The sequence below is a fragment of the Granulicella cerasi genome (assembly GCF_025685575.1).
Lineage (GTDB): Bacteria > Acidobacteriota > Terriglobia > Terriglobales > Acidobacteriaceae > Granulicella > Granulicella cerasi.
This window is the reverse complement of the sequence record NZ_JAGSYD010000006.1, coordinates 61,637-82,104: the sequence shown is the minus strand read 5'-3', so window position 1 is coordinate 82,104 and position 20,468 is coordinate 61,637. Positions and strand designations below refer to the sequence as shown.

Below are 20,468 nucleotides of genomic sequence, written 5' to 3'. Positions count from 1 at the left end.
CGATAGCGTTAGCAATGACGCTTAGGAAAGGAATCCTTCGACGCAAAGAGCGCAACGAGCGCCAAGGTGCGCGAAGGGATATTCTCTACGCGCGATACTCTCGCCCCTTCCAGCTCACTACGCGGAAGAACTTGTGCCCCGCCCAACTCCGCAGCAGCAGCACCACGAACAGCGGCAGCCCCAGCGGCGAAATCGCCACATCCAGCCATGGAAAATTCGACCGCCTCACGCGGCCGTAGAAGCGCATAATCGTTCGCGCCCACACCAACAGAATCGCCACCATCTGCCACTGCACCAGCGGATAAAACACGATCACCAACGGCAGCAGCCAGAGCAGCATATCCAGCGTGCGCCACATCGCCAGGCTCAACGCATGAGGAAACAGCAGCGCGAGGTTCTTCGTCCAGCCCTCGCTCATATCGCTGAAGCCCTCATACATCCGCGTCGAGACCGCATCCGGCGCATAGCGAAACCGCAGACCACGCCCAGAGGTCTTCACATTCCACGCCAGCTCAACGTCTTCGAGCACATTGCGCCCTACTGCCTTGTGCCCGCCGACCATGAAATACGTGTCGCGCTCCACCATCAGAAACTGCCCGTTCGCTGCTGCCGTCTTCTTCTCAGGATCGTTCACGTCCTTCAGCTTGTAGACGCTCGCGAGCTCAGAAAACACCAGCGGCATCAACACACGCTGCGCAAGCCCGGTTACGATCTGCTTCGGCGAGTACGACAGCATCGCCACTTCATGCTTCTTCGCCTCATACAGCGCATGCATCAAATCGCGCGGCTCATGCAGCGTGTCCGCATCGGTGAACACGAGATACCGCCCCTTCGCTTTCTCCGCCGCATACCAGCACGCCGCCGACTTGCCGGTGAAGGACTTCGTATCCAGCGCGGGAGCCTGCAACACCGTCACGCCATCACGCGCCGCCGCTCGCATCAGTTTCAGCGTCTCGTCCGTCGAGCCGTCATCGACCAGCAACAGCTCCCAGTCGCGCCCCAACCGGAACTGCTCTTCATCCTGTGCAAGCAACGTGCGCAGACACTCCGGCAAGCGACGCTCTTCGTTGCGCGCCGGGACGATCACGGTCACATCCAGCGTCGCATCATCGCGCACCACCGCCTGCACCTTCGGCAGCGTCAGCGGAGCATCATCGGTAAGCCCGAGCACAGGAGTAAAGTTCTTCGTCGTCACCCTGACATACTGACATATTCATTCGCTCACATTCTGCGCACCCCTGCTAGTCGGCCTCGTTATCATAGAGACGTGAAGCGCCTCGCCCCCCTCGCCCTCGCCACCATCCTTCTTGCCTCCGGCTGCGACCGCGGCGTGCGCCCCGAACAGCTCGGCACCACGGCGCCAAACTTCTCCATCACCAACGGCAGCAAGTCCATCAACTCGCAGCAACTGCGCGGCAAACTCGTTCTGCTGAACTTCTGGGCCTCGTGGTGCGCGCCGTGCCTCGAGGAGCTGCCATCACTCGAAGACCTTCACCACCAGATGCCGCAGGTCGAACTCGTCGGCATCTCCATCGACTCCGACTCCAGCGCCTACGAATACTTTCTCAAGCTGCATCACGTCGACTTCACGACCTACATCGACCAGGAGCAGCGCGTAAACGCGCAGTTCGGCACCTTTCGCCCGCCGGAGTCTTACGTCATCGACCAGAACGGCGTCATCCGCCGCAAGTTCATTGGCCCGCAGACCTGGAACAGCCCCGAGATCGTGGACTACCTGAAGAAGCTGAGCGCCGCACGCTGATGATCGCCCCGCGCCGGTGATTCGCGTCACATCGCGCACGCCATGCGCTGCTAAAATAAAGCCATGACGCAGCTTGACGTCCTTTATCGCTACGGTGTCGCTCCCACGGAGACGGCTATGATGGCCCTCGCCAAGATCCGCGAAGTCTACGGCATTCGCAAGCTTGAGTTTGATCAAGCCGAGAAGACCGTGCGCGTGGAGTACGACGCGACCCGCCTCACCGAACCCGTTGTTCACGGCCTTCTGCGCCGCTCTGGCCTCGATATCGTCGAGCAGGTTTCGCTCATCCCACCGCAGCCGGAACCCGAACCGGAAGCCGCTCCCGCAGCCTAGATCCACGAGAAGCTGATGCAGAACAAGAAGCAAAATTCGCCGTTGAAGTTCGTGATCGCAGGTGTCGTTGTCGTCGCCACGATCGCCTGGCTCGCTATCTCCGGCGCCAAGGACTCGAAGAGCTACTATGTCACCATCGCCGAGCTGAACGCGATGGGCAAGAGCGCCTACTCGAAGAACCTCCGGGTTGCAGGCAATGTGAAGCCCGGCTCCATCGAGCGCGTCGGCACCAACGCCACCTTCACGCTGGTCGAGGTCGACAAGACCATCCGCGTGGACTACAAGGGCGCTGAACCGCCACCCGATACCTTCAAGGACGACGCGCAGGCGCTCGCCATCGGCACCTACGGCCACGACGGCATCTTCCACGCGACGCAGGTCCAGGCCAAGTGCGCCTCGAAGTACGCTCCCGCCAAGGCAGGCGACGCCCCCACCGGCAACACCGCGCCGATGAAGCCCACCGCCGCCGCAACGCTCAAGTTCTAACGCACGACGTGCAGCAACGAAGGGGAGAGCCAAGCGCTCTCCCCTTCTGCTTGCGCGCGCAAACACCGTCGGTATAGTTACAGCTATGCTCACCCGTCGTGGATTCGCCTCGCTCTGCGTTCGCGCTGGAATCATCTCGCCATACTTCCCCGGAGCCGTGCTCGCGCTCTCCGCGCAGGCCGCGCGTGCTGAAGACACCACCCGCCCCAACGAAGACTTCGCGCCGATCACGCCAGAGATGCTCGAGTCCGCCGCGATCGTCGCGGGCATCAAGCTCACCGACGAGCAGCGCCACATGGTCATGGACATCGTGAACGACCAGCGCGACTCGCTGCGCACAGTGCGTTCCCTGCCGCTCGACCACACCGTCGCTCCGGCGATGGTCTTCGACCCGCGACCCGCGCACTTCGTCATGCCCTCGCCCGTCGCGCAGCAGATGCACATGAGCGCCGCACCCGACGTCGCCGCCCTCGCGAAGAACGAAAGCGCCCTCACCTTCGCCACCGTGCGCGAACTTGCTGAACTCGTTCGCACTCATAAGCTCAAGCCAACCACACTCACGCGCCTCTCGCTCGAACGCCTGAAGCAGCTCGATCCGAAGCTTCACTGCGTCGTGAACCTCACCGAAGCTCGCGCGCTCGCACAGGCTGAAGCCGCCGACAAGGAGATCGCCGCGGGCAAATATCGCGGCCCACTGCACGGCATCCCGTGGGGTGCGAAGGACCTACTCGACGTAAAAGGCTACCCCACGACCTGGGGCGGTCGCGGCATGGAGCAACAAAGCTTCGACGCCGACGCCACCGTCGTGCAGCGCCTTGACGCCGCAGGCGCGGTCCTCGTCGCGAAGCTTTCCCTCGGCGCGCTCGCCATGGGCGACGTCTGGTACGGCGGCACGACACGCAATCCGTGGAACCTCATGCAAGGCTCCAGCGGCTCCTCGGCGGGTCCTGCTTCCGCCGTGTCCGCTGGCTGCCTGCCCTTCGCCATTGGCTCGGAGACCCTCGGTTCCATCTCCTCGCCGTCCACGCGCTGCGGCGTCACCGGCTATCGCCCCAGCTTCGGTTTCGTGCCGCGCACCGGCGCCATGCCGCTGAGCTGGTCCATGGACAAGCTGGGGCCCATCGCGCGCTCGGTCGAAGACTGCGCGCTCGTCATGAGCCACATCTTCGGCCCCGACGGCGTTGACCACTCCGTGCACGAAGCGAGCTTCGTCTGGGACGCCAAGTACGACTGGCGCAAACTCCGCATCGGCTACTTCACCGACACCTTCGCCGAGCCCACATGGAAGGCGCCCGAGCGCAAGAAGGATGAGTCTGACGCGGACTTCGCCAAGCGCACCGCCGCATCGCAAGCGAGCTTTGCGCGCCGCCTCTACGACGCCAAGTACGACCGCGCCACGCTCGACGTGCTCAAACGCATGGGCATCACGCTCATCCCCGTCGAGCTCCCCAAGCTCCCCTGGGGCGCAATGGTCTCGCCGCTTGAAGCCGAAGGCGCAGCCAGCTTCGACCAGCTGACGCTCTCCGGTCGCGACGCCCTGCTCAACGGCCAAAGCGCTCACGACTGGCCAAACCTCTTCCGCGCCGCGCGCTTCTACCCCGCCGTCGATTACGTGCAGGCCATGCGTGCCCGCTCGCTCGGCATCGCTGCCATGAAGAAGCTCTTCGACCAGGTCGACATCGTCGCTGCCACCTCATCCAGCACACAGCTGACGGCAACGAACCTCACCGGCCACCCGGCCATCATCGTCCCCAACGGCCTACGCGGCGCAGACGCTCCCGCCCCGCGCAGCCTGCAGGAGACCAACGACGGCAACACCGGCGGGCCCGGCACGCCCGTCAGCATCACCTTCCTCGCGGGCCTCTACAACGACGCGCGCCTGCTCGCCTTCGCCAACGCCTACCAGCAGGCCGCAGGCTTTCTCGGCCTGCATCCGAAGCTGTAAAGCGATGAGGTAGAGACATCCGTGATGTCTCTACCTCATCGCATTCGCTTGTCCTATTGTTTGTCATTCCTGCAGGGAATCTGCGTTCTTACGCCGCGCCACACCAACATCCCTGTCCCCGCAAGAAAGATAAGCGTTGAGGCAAGAACGGTAGGTCGGGGCTTCAGCCCCGACATTGGCTGCGCCTTGAAAACGCGGCTTTAGTCGCCGAGGTAGCCCGCCTTCTCCACCTCAGGGGCTAAAGCCCCACAAAGTTGTCGGCGCTGGCGGCACGCTAAAGGCGTGCCCTACCGTTCGTACCTCATGCGTGGCTGAGGCTGATTCAAGGCGTCTTACCGATCTCCCAACGCCTTCACGAACCGCCGCGTAAACTCAACGCCGTCGTAATAACCCTTCACAGGAATCCGCTCATCGCGACCATGCGCGCGGTCATCGCCCGCCTCGATCCCAATCGGCGAGAATCCGTAGCTCGGAATCCCCTCGCCCATCGTGTAGATCGAGTCCGACGCCCCGGCCTCCATCTTCGGCAGAATCGGCAGCCCCGGCCACATGCTGTCCACCGTCGCGCGCAGCGGCTCCATCACATCCGCGCGCGGCACCGGAGGCACCATGAGCGGCTTCGACGGCGCGGCGATCGTGTCCACATCATCGTCCCCGCGGAACAGCACCTTCACACGCGGATCGTCGATCTTTGCCACCAACTGCTGGCGCACCTCTTCGAGCGAATGCCCCGGCAGAATGCGGCAGTTCACATTCGCATCCACGCTGCCCGGCAGCGCGTTCGGCGCGTGTCCGCCCTTGATCATCGTCGCCACGCAGGTCGTATGCAACGCCGCGTTGTCGCCCGGAAACTTCGCCGACAACTCCGCAGCAGCGGCCGTGTCCATCGGCGTCTGCAGCACGCGCGCAATCAGCGCCGCACGCGCCGGGGGAGCCAGCTTCTGCTCCTGCTCGTAGTACGCCCGCGTCACCGCATTCAACTCCACCGGAAACGGCGCATGCTCAATCTTGCCCAGCGCTGCAGCCTCGGCATAGATCGCGTTGTCTGGCACCGGCAGCGAACTATGTCCGCCGGGGTTCGTCACGCGCAGCGTGTAGTCGGCATAGGTCTTCTCCGTCGCTTCCAGCTCCAGCTCCGAAGCCTTCCCCTTGCGCAACACCAACCCGCCCGCGTCAGGGTTCACCACCACCTCAGCATTCACCAGATCGCGACGGTTCTTCAGCAACCACGCCACGCCGTTGTTGCCACCGCTCTCTTCATCCGCAGTGAGTGCCAGAATGATGTCGCGCTTCGGCTGCCAGCCCGCCTTCTTAAGCTCCGCCAAGGCGACCACATACGCGGCCACACCGCTCTTCACATCCTGCGTGCCGCGCCCGTAGAAGTAGCCGTCCGTTTCGTTCAGCACAAACGGATCCATCGTCCAATCCGCACGTTTGGCCTCCACCACATCCAGATGAATGATCACCAGCAAGGGCTTCGCTGTCGGCTTCGGCGAACGATATCGCGCTACCAGATTCATGCGCTTGTCGTTCGGCCCAACGATGACCATGTCGCCCGCCGGGAATCCGGCCTTCAACAGCACTTCGCGCATCTTTTCGGCCGCAGTCGTCGTCGAGCCGGTCGAGTGCGTGGTGTTCGTCTCGATCAACGTCTTCAACACCTCGCGCGCAAACGCATCCTGCCCCGCCGGAGCTTTCACCTGCGCCACGGCGCTCGCCGCTACACCTGCACACAACGCTGCCACCATCGCTAATCGACGCATCGAACACTGCCTCCACGGGGTCTATCGCTCTATACTCGCATGGAGCGACCTTTGTTGAACTCCGCATCCCAAACTACGCTGCCCGCCATCGCGCTCGACCGCTGCTCGCGCCTCTATGGCCGCTTCGCCGCGCTCCGCGAGGTCACTCTCGATATCGCCGCCGGCTCCTCCGTTGTGCTGCTCGGCGAAAACGGCGCAGGCAAATCCACGCTGCTGCGCCTGGTCGCAGGCCTCACCTCGCCCAGCCTCGGCAGCATCCGCGTCTTCGGCGAAGAACCCCTCGACGTCCGTGAGCGCATCGCCTACATGAGCCACGCGACCATGCTCTACGACGAGATGACCGCCGTCGAAAACCTCGCCTACTTCGCGTCTCTCTACGAAGGCTTCACCACGCTCATCGCGCCTGACGAAAGCCTCCGCGCCGTTGGCCTCGACCCCGCAAACCCGCGTCGCGTCGGTGAATACTCCCAGGGCATGAGGCAACGCGCCGCGCTCGCGCGCGTGCTCATGACCTCGCCGGATCTTCTGCTGCTCGACGAGCCGTTCTCGAACCTCGACGTCGACTCCGCGAACGCTATGGTCGCTCGCCTCAAGCAGTGGCAGCACGAGCCTTCGCACAACGGTACGCCGCGCACGCTGCTGCTCACCACGCACCAGGCGGAGCTCGCGCGCCCGCTGGCGCAAACCACGTTGCGCATGAACGGCGGCCGCCTGCTTAGCTTCGGAGATGCCGCATGAGCCACACGGCGAAGCCCACCAAGACCAATGCCGCTCGCGCGCTCGATCGCCTCAACATCACCTACGAGCTGCGCGCCTATGAGGTCGACCTCGACGATCTCTCCGCGCCGAACGTCGCCAGAAAAATCGGCCTTCCGCCCGAGCAGGTCTTCAAGACGCTGCTCACTAAGCTCAACGACGGCGAGTACGTCTTTGCGGTCGTGCCTGGCGACGCTGAACTCGATCTGAAAAAACTCGCTGCCACCGCAGGCGCGCGCAACGCTCAACTCGCCGCGCTGAAAGACGTCGAGCCGCTCACCGGATACATCCGTGGTGGCGTCACCGTGCTCGCCGCCAAAAAGCCCTACCGTGCCTTCGCCGACGAGACCATCGAGCTCTTCGACATCATCAGCCTCTCCGCAGGACAGCGCGGCCTGCAGCTCCTCATGGCGCCGGCAGACTACCTGCGCGCCACCGGAGCCGAGCTCGCCGACCTGACAAAATTGCCAACCGAGGAGCCCGCATGAGCTACCTCGATCACGTGCTCGCGCACCTGCGCAAAGACCTCCGCATCGAGTGGCGTACCAAGGACTCGATCAACGGCATGCTCTTCTTCACGCTGCTCGTCACGGTCGTCTTCTCGCTCGCCTTCGACCCCACGGCGTACCCGTCGATCGCGCGCCAAATCTCCGGCGGCTTGCTTTGGGTCGGCCTGCTCTTCGCTGCGATGACCGCGCTCAATCAGTCGTGGGCTCGCGAACTCCGCAACGGCTCGCTGGAAGCCCAACGCCTCGCGCCCTCGCCCGCCTCTGCACTCTTCATCGGCAAGGCGCTCGCGAACTTCCTCTTCGTCACGGCCGTGGAGCTGATCCTCGCGCCGGTCTTCACGCTCTTCTACAACCTGCATCCGCTCGGCGACGCGTGGATGCTCGCGATTATCATGCCGCTCGGCACATGGGCACTGGTTTGCAACGGCACCTTCTTCGCCGCGCTCGGCCTCCGAGCGCGCAACCGCGAACTGCTGCTGCCGCTGCTCCTCTTCCCCATCACGATGCCCTGCCTGCTCGCGGCGGTACAAGCGACGACCGCAGTCCTCACCGGCGACTTCCCCGCAACGCTCTGGCTGAAGGTCCTGATCGCCTACGCGATCATCTTCACCACCGTCTGCGTCCTCACCTTCGACCTCATCTTGCAGGCCGATTAACCCTGCCACGAACGGGTGCCCCGGTCTCTCTTCTGAGACCTGGGTTCGCAAGGGGCATCGGGCACCTCTCCAGCCGATTAGCGGAAGAGTTACGCATCCACGCCTAAAACTTGAAACCGAGAATATGCGCAGACGCATAAAATAATCTCAGCGTGAAAAAGTCTTCCAAACTCGCACCCATCTCTCTCGTGGTGTGCCTCGTCGTCATGGCGATCGGCTTCGACAAAGCCATGACCGCGCCCACGGAAGCGACCATGGGCAATCTCTACCGGGTCTTCTTCTACCACTTCCCGCACACCATCCTCAGCTTCCTCTTCCCCTACCTGAACTGCGGCGCCTCGCTGCTCTATCTCGTCTGGCGGAAGTCGAACCCCGAGCGTGCCGCCAAGGCCGACGCCTTCGCCATCGCCTCCTGCGAGATCACCGTGCTTTACACCACCATCGGGCTCGCCACCGGCATGCTCTGGGGCCGCGCCGCGTGGGGCATCTGGTGGACGTGGGACGCGCGCCTCACCACCTATCTGCTGCTCTGGCTGCTCTACGTCAGCTACCTGCTGCTGCGCCGCATGTCGCACTCCACCTCGACCGCACTGCTCGCCGCTGTGCTCGGCATCTTCGCAGCCGTCGATATCCCCATCTGCTTTGAATCCATCCGCTGGTGGCGCACGCAGCACCCCGCGCCGGTCTTCGGCGGAGGCTCCGATGCCGGCATCGATCCCTCCATGTACTCCGCCGTCTGGTGGAACCTCATCGCCTTCGCGCTCTGGGGAGCCTTCCTGCTCGGCTGCCGTTACGCGCTGGAGCGCCGCCGTCAGGCACTGGACGAAGCATCCGCCTATGACCTGCTCGACGCGCAGGAGGTTCGCTAATGCCGCACATTCCCTTCAGCACACTCTCCGAGCGTCATCTGGTCTACGTCTATCTTGTGGTCTGGATTCTGCAATTCGGCTACGCACTGTGGATGTGGTCTGCCTGGCGCAAGACGCGCTCACGATAACCCTCGCCCAGAAAAAAGCAACGGAGCCGGGGTCGCAATCCAGCTCCGTTGTCCGAGGAGTCATACTCGACAAGGCACGCCTCGGGCGAGGCTCAGCCATGTCATTTACGTGAACGCGTGACACGACCTAAAAGTTGCGGTGCGTTCTAAAAACTTTTCCACGCACGAACCATCCCGGGCGATTGCGCCATCTTCCCCGTCTCCATAGACTTACCTTCAGTGTCCTACCGTTCTCATCTCCGAGCGCCGCAGCGCGCCTCTCTGTACCGCGCCGGCCTCGCGGTCGCGATCTCCGCCGTGCTGCTCTCCACCGCAGCCTGCCGCCGGAACCGCTTTCCGTCCTATCCCGAGAACTATCGCGAGTTCGCCTACGTCTCCGACGGCGGCGGAAATACCGTGACCGTGCTGGACCTCATCTACCTGCGCCGCGACAAGACGCTCGAAGTCGGCAAAAACCCCACCGGCCTCGCCGCGAACCCCGTTCGCAACGAGGTCTACGTCGTCAATACCGACTCCGACAGCGTCACCGTGATCAACACCGAGTTGAACCGCGTCGAGGCCACCATCGGCGTGCACCACAAGCCGTACTTCATCGCGGTCTCACCCGACGGCAAGCGAGCCTACGTACCGAACTCCGGCTCGAACAACATCTCCGTCATTGACCTCGACAGCCGACGCGAGGTTGCGACCGTCGCCACCGGCGAAGGCCCGGGCATGGCGAAAATCACCGAAGACGGCAAAACCCTCGTCGTCTCCAACCGCGTCGCCGGATCGCTTTCCGTCTACAACATCACCGCCGAAGACAAACAGCAGCCCATCAGCTTCCGCGCGAGCTTCAACGGTTGCCCCGGCGCGACCGACGTCGTTGTCGAAGCCGACTCTCCGGACTATCCCGCCTTCGGCTCCAAGGCGTTCGTCGCCTGCTCGGCTGGCCACCAGGTCATGGATGTCTGGCTCGCCGCCGACGCAAACTCCTACCGCGGCAAGCAGGACGCGACGCTCACCCACGACTTCAAGCTCGCCCTGCTCGACGTCGGCCAGTCCCCGACGCATCTCACGCTGAAGCCGGGGAACACCGAGGTCTTCGCGTCCAACTTCGACTCCGACTCGATCTCGGAGATCTCAACCTACACCAACGAGGTCGAAGGCACCTACGTCATCGGCTCCAAGCCGACGCATGGCATCGCAACTGGCTGGTCGCAGAAGAGTGTCATCCCCAACGAAGATTCGGTTTGGATTTCGAGCTTCGGCGGCGACGCCGTCAGCGTGTATTCGGTCGGCGACGGCCGCATGATGGCGTCGGTGAAGACCGGCTCCAAGCCCGACGCGCTGGCCTTCTCCTCGGACGAACATCTACTCCTCGTGGCCGACGCAGGCTCCGCCGACGTCGCGGTCATCCGCACGCAGCCGACGACTTCGCCGACGCTGGTGACACTGCTCCCCGCAGGCCCCCAGCCGAACGACCTACTCATCAAATCCTTCACGCTGAAGAAGTAGGATCCAGCGTTTAGCGTTTAGCGTTTAGCGTTTAGAAGAGATTCTGAGCCGACCACGAACGGGTGCCCCATGTCTCGATTTTGAGACATGGGTTTGCAGAATTTCCAGGCTGCAGGCCCGCCTCCCCGCTGACATTCTGAACACTGAACCTCTGCAGACTGGAAGGAGACAGCCTTCCTTCATACCAGCAACAGGCCACGCGGAGCTCTACTCCTCCGCGTGCTCCGCCGCATGAGCTTCTCGTAACGCCTGCCGCGTCGCCGACACATACGCTCCGCCGAGCAGCAGCAGCCCCGAGATGAACGCCCACATGATCAACCCCACCGAGACCTCAAACGGCCCATACACCGAGTGAAAGTCGAGGTGCGGCAGCACAAGAATGTAGATGTACTTCGCGGCCTCCCACAACACACCCATGACGATCGCCGTCGGTAATACCGACCGCGCGGGCACCTTGCGGTTTGGCAGCCCCCAGTAAATGATGAAGAACAAGCCAACACTCGCGATCACCGCACAGATCGTGAGGAATGACTTTGCCAGAAATGAAAACACCATGTTCTGCGTGTGTCCGAAGAACACCAGATTCATGACCGACTGCTGCGCCGCGCTCATCGCCACCGATCCCATCGCCAGAATCGCCACACCCAGCGCGAGGCCGATCGAGACCACCTGGTTCTTCAGATACGAGCGGTTCTCCTTCACGCCCCACACGCTGTTCAGCGCAACCTCCAGCGGTAGAAACACGCCCGTCGCGGTGATCAGCAGCATCACCACGGAGAAGATCTTCACCTCCGCATGCGAATAAGCCAGCACGCGCATATTGCGCATCACGAAGTCCTGGTTCGACGGTAGAAAGTGCGACATCATCTCGCCGACGACGTTCACCATACGCTCTGAGTGGAACACGCGCCGCGCCAGCGTCAGCATCAGCACGATGAACGGAAACAAGCTCAGAATCACCTGCGCTGCAACGCTGAACGCATACGTGTGCACCTCGGTGCGCGTCATGTACTTGCCCAACGCCTTCACCTGCGCCAACGTGCCGCTTTCTTCCACCGGATGAGCATCCGCCGCAGCCAGCTTCGGCGACAGCTTTTCTTCACCCGCCGTCGGCGCAGGGCTTTCCACCGATGCTTCACGTACCGCCACGATCTGCTCGTCTGCCATCGTCCCTCTTACTTCTCTGACGCGGCCTCATCGCCGCGCGTCATCGCATTCACTTCGATCTGCTGCAAAGCCCACGACGCGCTCTCTGCCAGCGCCACGTCCTCATCCTGCGTCCACTCCCGGAGTCTCTCAGCAAACTGCGCCTCGCCGCTATTGCCCATCGCAATCGCCACGTTCCGCTGCACGCGTTTGCGCCGTGTGCGCTCCAGCGGCGACCCGCGAAACCACCGGTTGAACTCACGGCCATCCATCGCGGCCATCCACTCCAACTCCGGATTCACCAGTTCGCGACGAATCGGCAGCGACTCCACGACCATCGCCTTGCGGTTCCAGGGACAGACGTCCTGGCAGATATCGCAACCGAACACCTGCCTCCCGATCAGCGGCCGCATCTCCTCGGCGATGCTGCCCTTCTTCTCAATCGTCAGATACGCGATGCAGCGCGTCGCATCCATGCTGCGCGCCGGCTCTTCCGCCGTCGGCAGCCGCAGCGCGTCTGTCGGGCAAGCGTCAATGCAGCGCGTACATGTGCCGCAGCGGTCCGCAGCGACGCTCAGCACAGCTTCTGCCGCGAGCGGCATCGACAGCACGATGACGCTCAGCAGCATGAACGAACCCAACCCCTGATGCAGCACGCAGGTGTTCTTGCCAATCCATCCAATGCCCGCTTTCGCGGCGAAATCTCGCTCCAGCAGGGGGCCGGTGTCCACATAGCAACGCGTCTGCACCGCAGGCCAACGTTCGTGAAGCGCTCGCTCCACCTCTCGCAACCGCTCCAGCAACGTGTCGTGATAATCCGTCCCGCGCCCAGGCTCACCCATCGCCGCCGACGCCTCGCCGCTCCACGCATAGCGCGCAATCCATCCCTGCGTCTGCGCCGCCGGCTCCAGCGACTTCGGCTCCGCAGCGTTGTAGCTCTTCGCGCACACCAGCACGGTACGCGCCCAGGGAATCGATCGCCGCAGATCGCCACGCACCAGTCGGCCTTCAGCGTCGACGCGCTTCAGCCACTCCATCTCACCGGCATTGCCCGCGGCAATCCACGCAGCGAAACGATCATCTGTCAGCGACTCGTCCACGACCGGCGCCAGCCCCACGGCGTCAAAGCCCGCCAGCTTCGCCGCCGCTTCTACCCAGGCGCGCGCCTCGGCGTCCAGCTTCAACTCATCCTGTGGCAGCGCGGCGCTCATGCTCCGATGATTTCACGAACCACCACCGCGCTTCGAGAATCAACCGCCCAGGACTGAACCGCATCACAACTGAATGCGCAGCTTGCTTCCCTATCTCGCCACGGCGGCACTTCTCCTTGCGTCCAGCGCCTCAGCGCAGGAGCAGGACCCCGTCAAAGGCGCAAACCTGCCCAACTCGCCATCGTCCCTCGTCACCGCACACCCAGCAGGCAAAGGCAAAACTCCTCTGGAAGAGCTGCCTCATCCTGAAGTCTCTATCAAGCAGCTTCCGCTCAACGTTGCGGGCGATACCTTTCGCATCTTCCTTTCGCCGCTCACTGTGCGCCCGGGCGATCTGAAATGGCTTTTGCCGATCGCAGGAGCTGCCGCCGGCACCTTCGCCTCCGACACCCACGTTTCGCGTGACGTTGTCAGCCACCAGCCGAGCTTCAACAGCACCGCAGGCAATCTCTCCGACGGGGTACGTGATGCCTACTACGCCGCGCCTGTCGTGCTCTACATCACTGGCCACGTGAACCACGACGAGAAACAGAACGAAACCGCGGTCCTCAGCGGTGAGGCGATGATCGACGCCTACATCATCGACTCCATCGTGAAGCTCGCCTCCTACCGCGAACGCCCCGACATGGACAACGCCCGCGGTAACTTCTACCAGACCTCGGCGGGTTATAACTCGTCCTTCATCTCAGGCCACGCGATGAACGTGTGGTCGGCCTCAGCAGTGATCGCCGCCGAGTACCCGAATCCGTGGATGCAGGCCGCCGTTTATACCGCAGCCACCAGCGTCAGCGTGAACCGCGTGCTCGCACTCAAACACTTTCCCACCGATGTGCTGCTCGGCTCCGCCGGAGGATGGCTCATCGGACACTACGTCGTGCGCGCTCATCATCGCACGCCCATCTATCGCCGCCACGCCGTCGCGCGAATTACCACCGCCACAGTGCAGCCGACTCCGCCGACTATGGCGCAGTACCTGCCGGCACGGGAGCGGTAGCCACCGCTGGCGAGATCGGTACCGGAGACAGCGGGCACGTCGTCGGCAGCACCGTCGCCAGCTTCTCGTCTTCGATGCGGAAGTCCAGCTTGCGCTTGCCGTCCGCACCCGACGTGATGTGGAAGATGTAGATCGTGTCGTAGTCGCTGTTGTGCCAGTGCGGCGCGCCCCCGGGGCTTTGTCCGAAGGCTGAGAGCACCTCCTCCGCAAACTTGCGCGCCGCCAGATGCTCCCAGGAAACCACGATCAGCGCATGAGAGTGTTCGGGCTTGAGCAACTCCGCCTGAAGCTTGCCGATATGCGTCGCGCCAATCTGCGCATTCACCGGCATCCCAAGCGCAATCGCATACGGCTCAATGGTGATCAGCGGTCGAATGTAGGAGTACTTCGTCGCGAACGGAAGGAAGTTGCCTTCCGTCGTCTGGTCCGCAGGATCGGGGGCGAAAATCTCCGTCGGCTTGCCGTACTTCGCCAACACCGCAGGCAGCGCCAGCGCGCGGTTCAAACCCTGACAATTCAGCTGCCCTGCAGGATTCGACACAGGCTTCTCACCATGCCGAATCATGACAATCGTCTCGTCCGTATTCGGCGGCCCCGTTTGTGCAGCGTGCTGCGCCGCATGAGAGATCGGAGGCATCATCAGGAACGACATGCCACACAGCGCGATCCACCTGCCCGTCGATTCTCCGAAACGCATAGTCCACCTGGCTCGTCCGTAGATTAGCCTCGTGCGAGACCGGGACATTGTCTGTTAGGACGCGCATTGCGCCGCGACGGTTTGCGCGCGACCGACGACATTTTCGTCGCAGCCTCTCGCGGCCACGTCCTGATCTTCAACCAGACCACAGCGCGAACAATGAGAGTCGATGTCGAAGGAACGCCCGATCGAGAGCCGCAACACCAGGCAGAGAGACGCGATCCGCGCGGCCCTCACCCTCGCCAACCGCCCGCTGTCTCCCGAGGAGATCTTCGCTGCAGCGAAGTCCGAGGTAACCGGCATCAGCCTCACGACGGTCTATCGCAATATCACTGCACTGTGGCACCAGAACTGGCACCTGACAAAAACGAGAGGCTCGCAGTATGCGAGCCTCTATCGTCGTAACTTATTGAAAGTAATGGCGGACAGGGAGGGATTCGAACCCCCGGTAACCTTGCGGCTACGTCTGATTTCGAGTCAGGTGCATTCAACCGGGCTCTGCCACCTGTCCGTCTGAAGGTTATTTTAGCGCAAGTTGGTGTGTGGGAAAAGCCACACCACCAACTTGCCTAACCTCTTCTGCTCGGAGCACTAAGCCTGTCCGCGACGACCGCGAACCACAGCCTCTGCCTGAGCAGCGCCTTCCGTCGGAATTTCAGGAATCTCAACCTCCGTCGAAGCCTTGATGTTCAGCTTCTTGCGAAGTTCCGCATCGATGCGTCCGAAGATCTCCTTGTTTTCCTTCAGGAAGTTACGAACATTCTCTCGACCCTGACCGATACGCTCGCCCTGGAACGAGTACCATGCACCCGACTTGTCCACGATGTTATTCACCACCGCGAGGTCCAGCGTGTCGCCTTCGCGCGAGATACCCTCGCCGTAAAGAATGTCGAACTCAGCGTCGCGGAACGGCGCTGCGACCTTGTTCTTCACGATCTTTACCTTCGTGCGCGAACCGACGACAACGTCGCCTTCCTTCACAGCACCAATGCGGCGAATGTCGATACGCACCGACGAATAGAACTTGAGCGCCCGTCCGCCGGTCGTCGTTTCAGGGTTGCCGAACATGACGCCGATTTTCTCGCGGATCTGGTTGATGAAGATCAGGCAGGTGCGCGACTTCGCGACCGTACCGGTCAGCTTACGCAGAGCCTGCGACATCAGTCGTGCCTGCAGACCAACGTGCGAATCACCCATCTCGCCATCGAGTTCAGCCTTCGGCACCAGCGCCGCAACCGAGTCGACTACGAGCACGTCAATCGCGCCCGACTTCACCAACGCTTCAGTGATCTCCAAAGCCTGCTCGCCGTAATCCGGCTGCGAAACCAGCAGGTTGTCGGTGTCCACACCGAGTTTCTTGGCATAGATCGGATCAAGCGCATGTTCCGCGTCCACAAATGCTGCGAGGCCGCCCATCTTCTGCGCTTCTGCGATGATCTGCAGCGTGATCGTCGTCTTACCCGAGGATTCCGGCCCGAAGATCTCCACCACACGACCGCGGGGCACTCCACCTACTCCCAGCGCTGCGTCGAAGGAGATCGAACCCGTGCCAATGACCGAAATGGGAACGATCGCATCCTTGGCGCCCAACCGCATTACGGAACCTTTGCCAAACTGCTTTTCAAGCTGGGAAAGGGCTGAATCTATTGCTTTGTTGCGATCGTCTGCCACGGGGTTTCTCCTTATCAATGCCACGCAATCAGCTCATGGTGGGGTCAGCAATTCGGAGTCTAGCACCGAAACAGAACAGGAGCAAAAGAAAAGCGAAAACCTTTCTGCGGAAAACTCCTCCGAAACCGCTCGCGATACTCTAAACATCAACCACATGCAGCCACGCTACAAATATCTCGACGCCCTGACGACGACCTTCGTCGTGATCCTGCTGGTCGCCAATCTGGTCGCGCAGAAACTCGTTCGCCTCGGGCCGTTCGGGCCCATTCCGGCGTTCACCACCTCGGGCGCGATGGTGCTCTTCCCTATCACGTACATTTTCGGCGACATCTTTACCGAGATATACGGCTACGCCGCGAGCCGTCGCGCCATCTGGCTCGGCTTCTGCGGCACGGCGCTGATGTACGGTGTCTCCGCGCTGGTGATCGCGTTGCCCGCCGATCCGGAGTTTCGCAACCAGCAGGCGTTCGTGACCGTGTTTGGCATCCTGCCGCGTCTGCTGGTCGCCTCGCTCGTGGCCTTCTGGGCCGGCGAGTTCGCCAACAGCTTTACGATGGCGCAGTTGAAGCTGCTCACCAAGGGTCGCTGGCTCTGGACGCGCACCGTCGGTTCGACGGTCGTGGGCCAGGCTGTGGATACGACGCTGGTGATCTTCATCGCCTTTAGCGGCCGCGTGTCCTGGCACAAACTCGTCAGCATCATTGTGACCGGCTACATCTTGAAGGTCATTTACGAGGTGCTGATGACGCCGTTCACCTACCTCGTCGTCAACGGCCTCAAGCGCGCGGAAGGTGTGGATGCTTTCGACACCAGCACGAACTTCAATCCGTTCAAGTTCGGTGGCCGTGATGCAGCCTAAGGCCAGCAGCTCCGAGCAAAAAGCCTCGACGCGAAGAGCGCAAAGGACGCTAGAGTACGCCACGGCATCCTTCGCGTCCCTTGGCGATCGTGGCGTCCTTTGCGTCGAGGCGCTCTCTTCCCATGCCGCAATCTTAGCGGCAGCTAGAACTTATTTACCCGTCGGAATATCCCATCTCGCAAGCGCTCGACGTTGAAGTTGATCAGCAGTCCGAGCCGGCGATCCGACAACTTAAGATAGGAAACGAGCTGCGCCAAATGCACCGGCGCGACAGTCTCCACAGACTTGATCTCAAGCACGAGTTCGTTTTCAACAAGGATGTCGATCTTGAATCCTACATCTGCCAGCTTCACGCCTTCATACACGACGGGCACCGGAACTTCGGTCCGGAACGCAAGACCAGCCTTCGCCAACTCAAATAGAAGACACGCCACATAGGCACTCTCGAGCATCCCGGGGCCAAAGGTCGAGTGCACACGAAAGGCTGCATCCAGCACAGTCTTCGCTAGCTCATTGAGGCGTTCGTTCTCCATCACCGCTGCAACAGATCCACCGGCACATTCACATCCTGAATCCGGAACAACTCACCCAGCGCCGGATGCCTGCGCGCCACCGCGCGATACATCTCCCACGCCACGCGGCGATAGCTGTAGTGCCCCGCGATCCCCGAACGCAGCTCGGCGATATACAGCGACTCCGCGAAGTCCATCTTGAACATCGCGCGACAGCGCGTGCCCATCGGCAACAGATACGCCGCGTTCGCCTGCGCATCCGGGCTTTCGCTCGCCAGCGCGTCGCGGTACGCCAGGTGCGCCGCATCCATCGACTGCTTGTACGCCGCCGCCAGCCCTGCTTCTTCCAGCGTCGGCTGCCCCGGGCACACCGGCTCTTCGTAGCCATGCAGGTCCGTGAAATCCTGAATCAACTGCACGCAGCGACGGTGGCGATGCATGTCGCGGAAGCCGCCAATGTCCATCAGAATGTCGAAGCGGAACCCATCGCCCGACTGGAAGCCGCGCAGCAACTCATCATGCTTGCCACGATGCCGCGCCGCCAGATGAATAATCTCGTTGCGCCGCTTCTCGCCGATCGCGCCCACCGTGCCGCGCAACTGGCGGTACGAGTAGTGGCAATACGGATACAGCAGCGAGGTCGCGATCTCGACCTCCATGTCCTCGTCATCGTCCAGCAGGTCCACCAGCGGCGCGCCGTAGATCGGCTGATCGCCCATCAACTCCTTCGCCGCCTGGCGCAGCTCACTGCGCGACTCCATCTGATACTGGTTCGGCTCCGCATACTTCACCAGCGTCGGAGCGACACGCACCTCGGGCATCAGGTCCTTCAGAATCTCCGTCGTCGCTTCCTGCGGCACAATGCCCTCGCCCGCCATCTGCTCCAGACGATCACGCTGCACGTTCCACGCCGGCGAGCTTGCCGCCGAACGCAGCTTCTGCCCCAACTCGCGCACCTCAGCCAGGCGGCTCGACAACAGACGCGACACCTGCGTCTCCAGCGTGCGAGCGTTCACAATCTGCCCCAGCGACGTGTTCGTCGAGAGCGGCAACAAGTACCGCGCCACGTCAAACGCTCGCGCCTTCAGCGTGCGCTTGTACTGGTCCTCGCGCATCTCCTCAGGCTTCGGCAACGCCTTCGCCAGTGCATCAAACATGCCAAGGCTCAGCTCATCGTAAGACTTGAACAACGCCTCAATCGACGCGGTGTAACGCGCACGCTCTTCGCCCTGCAACTTCGGCGTATACCAGCCCGAGCGGCGGAAGTCCTGATAGCGTGTCGAGCGCTCCTGCCCATCCCAGCGAGACTCGTCCACCAGCGCAATCGCCGCGAGCATCGACAGCCTTTCGATCGCAAACGGAATGTGCGCGAGGTCGGCAATCGAGCGATGCCCGTACTGGAAGTAGAAGGTGTTGAGAAACTGCTCCGCGCGCTGCGAGCTGATCTCCGCCAGCGACTCGCGCATCGTCAACGCCGAGCGCGAATACTTCGCCATCGCATACGCGAGCACTTCGGGTTCTGCGCCGTAGATGGCGTAAACGTCGGTCGAGTTTTCGGGGGAGGAGAGTTCGTCGAATTCGTTGTCGGGCATGACTGACAGAAAGGATATCGCCTTTACCCAAGCACCCCCGACCGATTTTTCCACCGCCCAAAATCACCCAGCTACGAGCGACATCTCAGAGCGCTATTCCAACCCGACTCAAACCTCACAACCCACAACTCGAAACTCGAAACTCGAAGCAAACACGGCGATCACACAAGGTCTTACAGCGGCGACCTTACCCAACCCTCTCGGGTGCCCCATCCGGACGCGCACTTGCGGACGGGTGGGCAGCACTCCCGCCCGCACAGCACCGGCAGCAAGTGGTCTAATACCCAAGTACACATTCATTCAGGAGTTCTACAAATGAGCCATCTCGCTGGCAAAGTCGCCCTCGTCACCGGAGCCTCGCAAGGCATTGGCCGCGCCATCGCGCTCGACCTCGCAGCCCAGGGCGCGACCGTAGCGCTCGCCGCGCGCAGCGAAGCCAAGCTCGCCGACGTTGCCGCAGAGATCGCCGCCGCCGGTGGCACCGCCCGCGCCTACGCGCTCGACGTCGCCAGCGAAGACTCCATCAAGGCCGCCGCCAAGCAGATCATCGCCGACCTCGGCACCGTCCACATCCTCGTCAACAACGCCGGCATCACCAAGGACGGCCTCGCCCTCCGCATGAAGCTCGCCGACTTCAACGACGTGCTCAACACCAATCTCACTGGCGCCTTCCTGCTCACGCAGGCCGTCATCTCGGCCATGATGAAGAACCGCTGGGGCCGCATCATCAACATCACCTCTGTGGTGGGCGAAACCGGCGCCGCCGGTCAGGTCAACTACTCCGCTTCGAAGGCCGGCATGATCGGCATGACGAAGTCCTTCGCCCGCGAGTTCGCCTCGCGCGGCATCACGGTGAACGCGGTCGCCCCGGGCTTCATCGAAACCCCGATGACCCACGTCCTCACCGACGACCAGAAGACCGGCATCCTCTCGCAGATCCCGCTGGCCCGCTACGGCGCCGACTCCGACATCGCCGCCGCCGTCACCTTCCTCGCCAGCGACAACGCCGGCTACATCACCGGCCACACCCTCGACGTCAACGGCGGCATGTACATGGGGTAAGACGAAACGCCGTTCTCATA

At 62.4% G+C, this 20,468-nt stretch carries 21 protein-coding genes, 1 tRNA gene and 1 pseudogene; 14 read left to right on the top strand and 9 right to left on the bottom strand.

Features of this window, described 5'->3' with window-relative positions:
• Nucleotides 1–85: 85 nt before the first annotated feature.
• Nucleotides 86–1,195, bottom strand: coding sequence for a glycosyltransferase (locus OHL11_RS16615; protein WP_263372664.1), 1,110 nt, complete (start codon nucleotides 1,193–1,195; stop codon nucleotides 86–88).
• Nucleotides 1,196–1,267: 72 nt separating this feature from the next.
• Between OHL11_RS16615 and OHL11_RS16610 the strand changes: the two genes are divergently transcribed.
• From OHL11_RS16610 to OHL11_RS16595, 4 genes are all read left to right on the top strand, one after another.
• On the top strand, nucleotides 1,268–1,762 hold the full coding sequence (locus OHL11_RS16610) for a TlpA family protein disulfide reductase (RefSeq protein ID WP_263372663.1): 495 nt from the start codon (nucleotides 1,268–1,270) through the stop codon (nucleotides 1,760–1,762).
• A gap of 63 nt (nucleotides 1,763–1,825) precedes the next feature.
• Entirely contained in the window at nucleotides 1,826–2,095 is a 270-nt protein-coding gene (locus OHL11_RS16605) for a hypothetical protein (protein WP_263372662.1), read from the top strand.
• A 15-nt stretch (nucleotides 2,096–2,110) separates the two neighbouring features.
• Nucleotides 2,111–2,581 carry a cytochrome c maturation protein CcmE gene (locus tag OHL11_RS16600; RefSeq protein WP_263372661.1) on the top strand — a complete coding sequence of 157 codons (471 nt, stop codon included), beginning with the start codon at nucleotides 2,111–2,113 and terminating at the stop codon, nucleotides 2,579–2,581.
• Between the two features lie 85 nt (nucleotides 2,582–2,666).
• Nucleotides 2,667–4,526 carry an amidase gene (locus OHL11_RS16595; RefSeq protein WP_263372660.1) on the top strand — a complete coding sequence of 620 codons (1,860 nt, stop codon included), beginning with the start codon at nucleotides 2,667–2,669 and terminating at the stop codon, nucleotides 4,524–4,526.
• Between the two features lie 332 nt (nucleotides 4,527–4,858).
• Here OHL11_RS16595 and OHL11_RS16590 read toward each other — a convergent pair whose 3' ends face one another.
• Nucleotides 4,859–6,289 carry a M20/M25/M40 family metallo-hydrolase gene (locus OHL11_RS16590; protein ID WP_263372659.1) on the bottom strand — a complete coding sequence of 477 codons (1,431 nt, stop codon included), beginning with the start codon at nucleotides 6,287–6,289 and terminating at the stop codon, nucleotides 4,859–4,861.
• A gap of 54 nt (nucleotides 6,290–6,343) precedes the next feature.
• On the opposite strand from OHL11_RS16590, the gene OHL11_RS16585 reads away from it, so the two are divergent.
• The 6 genes from OHL11_RS16585 (at nucleotide 6,344) to OHL11_RS16560 (ending at nucleotide 10,704) form a co-directional block, all read left to right on the top strand.
• Complete coding sequence (locus OHL11_RS16585; RefSeq protein WP_263372658.1) at nucleotides 6,344–7,027, top strand: ABC transporter ATP-binding protein; 684 nt, start codon at nucleotides 6,344–6,346, stop codon at nucleotides 7,025–7,027.
• On the top strand, nucleotides 7,024–7,533 hold the full coding sequence (locus OHL11_RS16580) for an aminoacyl-tRNA deacylase (RefSeq protein ID WP_263372657.1): 510 nt from the start codon (nucleotides 7,024–7,026) through the stop codon (nucleotides 7,531–7,533). Before OHL11_RS16585 ends, OHL11_RS16580 begins: the two co-directional genes overlap by 4 nt.
• Nucleotides 7,530–8,210, top strand: a complete 681-nt coding sequence (locus OHL11_RS16575) for a heme exporter protein CcmB (RefSeq protein WP_263372656.1) — start codon at nucleotides 7,530–7,532, stop codon at nucleotides 8,208–8,210. Before OHL11_RS16580 ends, OHL11_RS16575 begins: the two co-directional genes overlap by 4 nt.
• Nucleotides 8,211–8,362: 152 nt before the next feature.
• Nucleotides 8,363–9,079 (top strand): cytochrome c biogenesis protein, encoded by a 717-nt coding sequence (locus OHL11_RS16570; RefSeq protein WP_263372655.1) that lies wholly within the window; start codon nucleotides 8,363–8,365, stop codon nucleotides 9,077–9,079.
• Entirely contained in the window at nucleotides 9,079–9,207 is a 129-nt protein-coding gene (locus tag OHL11_RS16565; protein ID WP_263372654.1) for a hypothetical protein, read from the top strand. The genes OHL11_RS16570 and OHL11_RS16565 overlap by 1 nt, the downstream gene beginning before the upstream one ends.
• 219 nt (nucleotides 9,208–9,426) lie before the next feature.
• Entirely contained in the window at nucleotides 9,427–10,704 is a 1,278-nt protein-coding gene (locus OHL11_RS16560) for a YncE family protein (protein ID WP_263372653.1), read from the top strand.
• Between the two features lie 207 nt (nucleotides 10,705–10,911).
• Here the strand turns inward: OHL11_RS16560 and OHL11_RS16555 are convergent, their stop codons facing one another.
• Together OHL11_RS16555 and queG are read right to left on the bottom strand one after the other, a co-directional pair.
• Complete coding sequence (locus OHL11_RS16555) at nucleotides 10,912–11,871, bottom strand: YihY/virulence factor BrkB family protein (RefSeq protein ID WP_263372652.1); 960 nt, start codon at nucleotides 11,869–11,871, stop codon at nucleotides 10,912–10,914.
• An 8-nt stretch (nucleotides 11,872–11,879) separates the two neighbouring features.
• Entirely contained in the window at nucleotides 11,880–13,061 is a 1,182-nt protein-coding gene (gene queG, locus OHL11_RS16550) for a tRNA epoxyqueuosine(34) reductase QueG (RefSeq protein ID WP_263372651.1), read from the bottom strand.
• Nucleotides 13,062–13,134: 73 nt separating this feature from the next.
• On the opposite strand from queG, the gene OHL11_RS16545 reads away from it, so the two are divergent.
• The gene (locus tag OHL11_RS16545; RefSeq protein ID WP_263372650.1) at nucleotides 13,135–14,055 is read left to right on the top strand and encodes a phosphatase PAP2 family protein; all 921 of its coding nucleotides are present in this window, start codon (nucleotides 13,135–13,137) and stop codon (nucleotides 14,053–14,055) included.
• Here OHL11_RS16545 and OHL11_RS16540 read toward each other — a convergent pair.
• Nucleotides 14,021–14,752, bottom strand: coding sequence for a hypothetical protein (locus tag OHL11_RS16540; RefSeq protein WP_263372649.1), 732 nt, complete (start codon nucleotides 14,750–14,752; stop codon nucleotides 14,021–14,023). The two genes, OHL11_RS16545 and OHL11_RS16540, sit on opposite strands and share 35 nt — an antisense overlap.
• A gap of 169 nt (nucleotides 14,753–14,921) precedes the next feature.
• On the opposite strand from OHL11_RS16540, the pseudogene OHL11_RS16535 reads away from it, so the two are divergent.
• A pseudogene (locus OHL11_RS16535) lies at nucleotides 14,922–15,092 on the top strand (transcriptional repressor); the annotation flags it as partial.
• Between the two features lie 79 nt (nucleotides 15,093–15,171).
• Here the strand turns inward: OHL11_RS16535 and OHL11_RS16530 are convergent.
• Nucleotides 15,172–15,263 (bottom strand) — tRNA-Ser (locus tag OHL11_RS16530).
• An 80-nt stretch (nucleotides 15,264–15,343) separates the two neighbouring features.
• Nucleotides 15,344–16,423 carry a recombinase RecA gene (recA, locus tag OHL11_RS16525; protein ID WP_263372648.1) on the bottom strand — a complete coding sequence of 360 codons (1,080 nt, stop codon included), beginning with the start codon at nucleotides 16,421–16,423 and terminating at the stop codon, nucleotides 15,344–15,346.
• A gap of 154 nt (nucleotides 16,424–16,577) precedes the next feature.
• On the opposite strand from recA, the gene OHL11_RS16520 reads away from it, so the two are divergent.
• Nucleotides 16,578–17,282: a queuosine precursor transporter gene (locus OHL11_RS16520; RefSeq protein WP_263372647.1), complete on the top strand. Its 705-nt coding sequence runs from the start codon at nucleotides 16,578–16,580 to the stop codon at nucleotides 17,280–17,282.
• 143 nt (nucleotides 17,283–17,425) lie between these two features.
• Here the strand turns inward: OHL11_RS16520 and OHL11_RS16515 are convergent, their stop codons facing one another.
• Entirely contained in the window at nucleotides 17,426–17,815 is a 390-nt protein-coding gene (locus OHL11_RS16515; RefSeq protein ID WP_263372646.1) for a GxxExxY protein, read from the bottom strand.
• Nucleotides 17,815–19,386: an FAD-dependent thymidylate synthase gene (locus tag OHL11_RS16510; RefSeq protein ID WP_263372645.1), complete on the bottom strand. Its 1,572-nt coding sequence runs from the start codon at nucleotides 19,384–19,386 to the stop codon at nucleotides 17,815–17,817. Before OHL11_RS16510 ends, OHL11_RS16515 begins: the two co-directional genes overlap by 1 nt.
• Nucleotides 19,387–19,701: 315 nt before the next feature.
• Between OHL11_RS16510 and fabG the strand changes: the two genes are divergently transcribed.
• A complete protein-coding gene (gene fabG, locus OHL11_RS16505) occupies nucleotides 19,702–20,448 on the top strand; it encodes a 3-oxoacyl-[acyl-carrier-protein] reductase (protein WP_263372644.1) in 747 nt (248 codons plus the stop codon).
• The last annotated feature ends 20 nt before the right edge of the window (nucleotides 20,449–20,468 follow it).

Bases quoted from the DNA above. Each gene is read 5' to 3' on its own strand.
- OHL11_RS16565 (WP_263372654.1), top strand. From the start codon at position 9,079: ATGCCGCACATTCCCTTCAGCACACTCTCCGAGCGTCATCTGGTCTAC.
- OHL11_RS16575 (WP_263372656.1), top strand. From the start codon at position 7,530: ATGAGCTACCTCGATCACGTGCTCGCGCACCTGCGCAAAGACCTCCGC.
- OHL11_RS16555 (WP_263372652.1), bottom strand. From the start codon at position 11,871: ATGGCAGACGAGCAGATCGTGGCGGTACGTGAAGCATCGGTGGAAAGC.
- OHL11_RS16520 (WP_263372647.1), top strand. From the start codon at position 16,578: ATGCAGCCACGCTACAAATATCTCGACGCCCTGACGACGACCTTCGTC.
- OHL11_RS16545 (WP_263372650.1), top strand. From the start codon at position 13,135: ATGCGCAGCTTGCTTCCCTATCTCGCCACGGCGGCACTTCTCCTTGCG.
- OHL11_RS16605 (WP_263372662.1), top strand. From the start codon at position 1,826: ATGACGCAGCTTGACGTCCTTTATCGCTACGGTGTCGCTCCCACGGAG.
- fabG (WP_263372644.1), top strand. From the start codon at position 19,702: ATGAGCCATCTCGCTGGCAAAGTCGCCCTCGTCACCGGAGCCTCGCAA.
- OHL11_RS16580 (WP_263372657.1), top strand. From the start codon at position 7,024: ATGAGCCACACGGCGAAGCCCACCAAGACCAATGCCGCTCGCGCGCTC.
- OHL11_RS16595 (WP_263372660.1), top strand. From the start codon at position 2,667: ATGCTCACCCGTCGTGGATTCGCCTCGCTCTGCGTTCGCGCTGGAATC.
- OHL11_RS16510 (WP_263372645.1), bottom strand. From the start codon at position 19,386: ATGCCCGACAACGAATTCGACGAACTCTCCTCCCCCGAAAACTCGACC.
- OHL11_RS16515 (WP_263372646.1), bottom strand. From the start codon at position 17,815: ATGGAGAACGAACGCCTCAATGAGCTAGCGAAGACTGTGCTGGATGCA.
- OHL11_RS16600 (WP_263372661.1), top strand. From the start codon at position 2,111: ATGCAGAACAAGAAGCAAAATTCGCCGTTGAAGTTCGTGATCGCAGGT.
- OHL11_RS16540 (WP_263372649.1), bottom strand. From the start codon at position 14,752: ATGCGTTTCGGAGAATCGACGGGCAGGTGGATCGCGCTGTGTGGCATG.
- queG (WP_263372651.1), bottom strand. From the start codon at position 13,061: ATGAGCGCCGCGCTGCCACAGGATGAGTTGAAGCTGGACGCCGAGGCG.
- OHL11_RS16590 (WP_263372659.1), bottom strand. From the start codon at position 6,289: ATGCGTCGATTAGCGATGGTGGCAGCGTTGTGTGCAGGTGTAGCGGCG.